The organism is Pseudomonas sp. P5_A12, from assembly GCF_056400685.1.
In genome coordinates, this window is record NZ_JBFUKU010000557.1 from 1 (window position 1) to 1,459 (window position 1,459).

General features: G+C 43.6%; 1 protein-coding gene and 1 pseudogene. Both read left to right on the forward strand.

Annotated features, from left to right (window positions below; all coding sequences use genetic code 11):
• Positions 1-906 (forward strand): hypothetical protein (locus AC1DSG_RS31065; protein ID WP_477794280.1); only part of this gene is annotated, 906 nt, incomplete at its 5' end.
• Positions 881-1,459 (forward strand): annotated as a pseudogene (locus AC1DSG_RS31070) (hypothetical protein); the annotation flags it as partial. The gene AC1DSG_RS31065 and the pseudogene AC1DSG_RS31070, both read left to right, overlap by 26 nt.

Genomic DNA, 1,459 nt, shown 5'->3' on the forward strand with positions numbered 1-1,459 from the left:
GGGTTGATCTATGGGTGCGTGGTGATTCTGAGTCACAATATTCTTACTGGATGGCAGGATGTCTATCGTTCATCTACGTTTATGAATCATGATGTGTTTCTGATGACATCACTATCGATGTTGCTGACAGCAACGTTTTTTATGATGGTCGCGCGTTTCAAAATTGCAAAGGCAAGGCTGGAGATCCGCCATTTGCTGTATCTGAACTTCTGGACTGCTGGTAGTTGGGGAGGGATTTTCTTGGCTATTTCACTGCTGCCTCCAGCAATGGTGATAGGTGTAGCAACTTCATTGGCCCCGACGTTTACTTTCTGCATTAACAAAATATATCGACCCGACTCTAAAAGCGATCGCGGCGACATGGTAGTCTGTCTGCTTTCGCTATTGATAACGCTTCTATTGTTCTACGATGGCTTTCGTGTGGGTTCAGGGATAGCGCCTTTCGTTATGGCTCTAGGCCTTTGCATTTCGGTGTTTGCAGCATTTTCGGATGCTGCGCTTACCGTTACCAATAAGTCGATGTACGATAAAGGTGCGAATACACTAACTATCCTTTCTTCTAGGTTTTACCTGCTTATTGCAATTGCGTTTGTTTGCTCGTTGGTTAAGGGTACATTTGCCCTGAATAGTGAAATTGTTGAAGTGGCGTTGATAATCTCCGGGCTCGGGATAATACCGGCAGTGTATTTGCTCCAAGAAGGTATTAGATATCTGGAGCCGGTGCTTTTAGAAATTTTGTTGTCGAGCACGCCACTGTTCGTGCTTTTATTTCAATGGCTACAACATCCCTATCCACCATCGTTAATAACGGTTTTTTGTTGTTTTTCAATAGTCATTATATCTGTCATTCAGATCATCAGGAATATGAGGGATGTCGGTTATGCGAAAATTAGCTGCGATAGTTGATGCTTATTCTACAGGTAGTTTGCTCTCGGCGGAATTTGAAAAATATGGATATAAGATTGTCCATGTTCAGTCAATGGATCCTATTCTGGAGTTCGATCGCGGAAGCTTCAGGCCTGAAATTTTCATTGTGAACATAATTTCGAACAGTGTTGAGCAAACTGCATTGGAATTGGAGCGACTGGGAGTTGAGTTTATCGTTGCAGGTTGTGAGTCAGGGGTGCTGCTGGCGGATAAGCTGATTCATGCACTTGGCTTACAGGGTAATGTTATTGAAAAGTCTGAATGTCGCAGAAATAAGTATCTTATGCAGTCCGCTTTGAAGTGTGCGGGTATTGAATATATAGAAAGTCTTCAAACAGACGCCGCCGGCACTGCAATAAGTTGGTTTGAGGCTAGTGGTTTTTCGGCAGTTGTTGTAAAGCCATTAGATAGCGCGGGCTCAGATGGAGTCTTCTTTTGTAAGACGGCATCCGAAATTTCGTCGGCGTTTCGGTGTTTGTTGAATAAAGTGAACTCAATGGGCTCATTGAACACGACCTTAATCGTTCAGGAG